At 66.5% G+C, this 2,564-nt stretch carries 4 protein-coding genes; 2 read left to right on the forward strand and 2 right to left on the reverse strand.

The annotated features are described in order from the left end of the window. Positions 1 to 204 precede the first annotated feature (204 nt). Entirely contained in the window at positions 205 to 435 is a 231-nt protein-coding gene (locus tag E3O47_RS04885) for a hypothetical protein (protein WP_134419688.1), read from the forward strand. Between the two features lie 81 nt (positions 436 to 516). Here the strand turns inward: E3O47_RS04885 and E3O47_RS04890 are convergent, their stop codons facing one another. Then, on the reverse strand, positions 517 to 1,359 hold the full coding sequence (locus E3O47_RS04890; protein WP_104101476.1) for an NAD(P)-dependent oxidoreductase: 843 nt from the start codon (positions 1,357 to 1,359) through the stop codon (positions 517 to 519). A gap of 144 nt (positions 1,360 to 1,503) precedes the next feature. On the opposite strand from E3O47_RS04890, the gene E3O47_RS04895 reads away from it, so the two are divergent. Further along, complete coding sequence (locus tag E3O47_RS04895) at positions 1,504 to 2,454, forward strand: FAD-dependent oxidoreductase (protein WP_134419690.1); 951 nt, start codon at positions 1,504 to 1,506, stop codon at positions 2,452 to 2,454. On the opposite strand, the gene E3O47_RS04900 is transcribed toward E3O47_RS04895, so the two are convergent. Next, positions 2,451 to 2,564, reverse strand: a 114-nt coding sequence (locus E3O47_RS04900; RefSeq protein ID WP_166785324.1) for an integrase core domain-containing protein, incomplete at its 5' end; no start/stop codon positions are given. The genes E3O47_RS04895 and E3O47_RS04900 overlap by 4 nt on opposite strands.

Raw genomic sequence — 2,564 nt, forward strand, 5'->3', positions numbered from 1 at the left:
AAGATCCGACTACTCACCCGAATCGCCTTCGGCTTCAAATCACCCGACGCCCTCATCGCCCTGGCCATGCTCAGCCTCGGCGGCCACAAACCAGTGCTCCCCGGCCGGGATTAACCCACAGAAGCAGCAGGAGAGCCAGAATCTCCGTCGAATTCGTTCAGGACGAGACGCTACACCGGCCTGACCGACGCCCAGCGCCTGTCCATGATCGGCATCACGCCGATGATCGGGCTGAACGACACGGGAAAGGTCTGCTCGCTCACCGACACGACCAAGGTCGGCAAGTTCGCCAAGGCGAACGCGCTGAACTACCTCGGCTGGTGGGAAATGACCAGGGACCAGCCGTGCATCGGCGGGATCGCTGCGTACATGTGCTCCGGGGTGAGCAACCCGCAGTGGTCGTTCTCCCGGGCGTTCGTGGCGGTCACCAACTAGCCGCACACCACTCAGCACCGAAAAGACGGATGCCCCTGCCCGGCCGGGTGGGGGCATCCGTTGCTTCATCGGCTGAAACGGCTACACGTGGTCGCGCCAGCTGTGCTGCGGTGCGTAGCCGAGCATCCGTCGGGCCTTGTCGATGGAGAGCAAGGTGTCGTTCTCGCCGACCTCCCGGAGTTCGACGTCGGGGAAGACCTCGGCGGCCAGCTCGGCGTTCGGCCGGCTCATCACCGTGTCGGCGGCGGCGATGATGAACGCCTCGAAGCCCGGCTTCGCGTTCTGCAATGCCCGCAGCACGGCCTGGGCGCCGTCACGGCCGTCGATGTAGCCCCACAGGTTCCACTTGCGCAGGGTGGCGTCGGCGTCGAAGGCGGGGAAGGCCGCGTAGTCCTCCGGGTCCTTCACGTTGGAGAAGCGCAGAGCCGTGATGCTGAGTTCGGGATCCCAGCGGGTGAGCTGGATCGCCAGCTGCTCCTCGAGGTGCTTCACCAGCGAGTAGGTGCTCTCGGGCCGGGCCGGGTACTCCTCGTCTACGGGAATATAGGGCGGGTCGATGTCGAACGGGAGACCGAGCACAGTCTCGCTGGACGCGTAGACCAGCTTCTTGATGCCCGCCCGCCGGGCCGCCTGGAACACGTTGTAGGTGGAGAGGATGTTGTTGTGGAACGTGGCCACGTCGGGAACCAGGCCGGGAGCCGGGATCGCGCCCAGGTGCACGATGGCGTCGAACCCGCTATGCCGGTCATCGACACCGAGGACCGCGTCGACGACCTGGCCGTAGTCTGTGAGGTCCACGACCACCAGATCGTGGCTGCGGGCACCGTCGCGGTCGAGGTTCAGTACCTCGTGACCCTCGGCGACGAGGTACGTCACGACGGTCCGGCCGAGCTTTCCGCTTCCACCAGTGACAACGATCTTCATGCGGGACTCCTTTGTGTGGGCGGTGCTGCGGATGCAGCGCTGCGGCATCCGTGCCGGGTCTCGGCAGCTAGGACGACACGAACAAGCGTACGACTGCACGGTGGGCGCGCTGTGCGTGCAATGCGCGTGCACTAGCCTCCAGACATGGAAACGTGGGACGTCATCGTGGTCGGTGCGGGCGTCTGCGGACTGACCATCGCCCGGAACCTGCAGGAGCGCGGTCGTGCGGTCCTCCTCCTCGACAAGGGATCGCGGCCGGGCGGGCGGCTCGCGAGCCGCCCGCTCGGCGGCCGGTTGTTGAACCCGTCCGTCGACACGGTTCACAGTCACGACGCCGAGGTCACCCGCGAGATCACCCGCCGAACGGGAGCCCGGTTCGTGCCCGACACCGAGGGCTACGCGAAGTGGATGTTCGACGAGCCCGCGGGCGATATCGCCAAGCGGTGGGCGGGCGGCACGACGCTCCGGCGCACCTTCGTCACCCACCTCGCCGTGCAGAATTCCGGTCTTATCCACGTCGTGCCGCACAACTCGGGGGAACCGTTCGGAGGCCGGGCGGTGGTTCTCACAGCGCCGGTTCCACAGAACCTGCAGATGCTGCGCGGCAGCGGGATCGCTGTCGCGCCCGGCCTGCTCGAGGCTGCCTACGACAGGCGGGCCGTTCTGCTGTGCATCGTCGACGGCGCCGACGTCGTGAATGACGTCGTGGGCTGGTCCGCTCCCGACGGAGTCATCGAGACGATTAGAGTCAGGCACCGGGACGATGCCCGACAGGTGTGGCTCGAGGTCATTGCAAGCCCGCTCTGGAGCGAGGCGACCTGGGACGCGGACGCCACATTCTCGCAGGCGGAGCTGCTGGCCGAGCTGATCCGGCTGCTGCCCGGCGTGCGCGTTCTGGACTCAGCGTTGAAGCGCTGGCGGTATGCGAATGCTGTGGTGCCTGCAGATTCGGGGTCGGATTCCACGTTCTTCCGCAGCGCGGACCAGCCCGGCATCTTCGTGGCGGGAGACGGTTTCGGGCGGCTGCACGGGCATCCGTCGGGCATCTCTCGGGCCGTGCGCTCCGGACTGGACGTGGCCCGCGCGCTCGCCTAGCTGTTGTTCCCACTGACGTTGTGAGCACGGTTGATGGGTGATTTGCCGCCGATGCCGGTATGGGGTCTGTGGTGATTGTAGCTATGGATCCAGTCTTGGTAGGTGGCTGC

It is taken from the genome of Cryobacterium sp. TMT2-17-1 (assembly GCF_004402765.1).
GTDB lineage: Bacteria > Actinomycetota > Actinomycetes > Actinomycetales > Microbacteriaceae > Cryobacterium > Cryobacterium sandaracinum.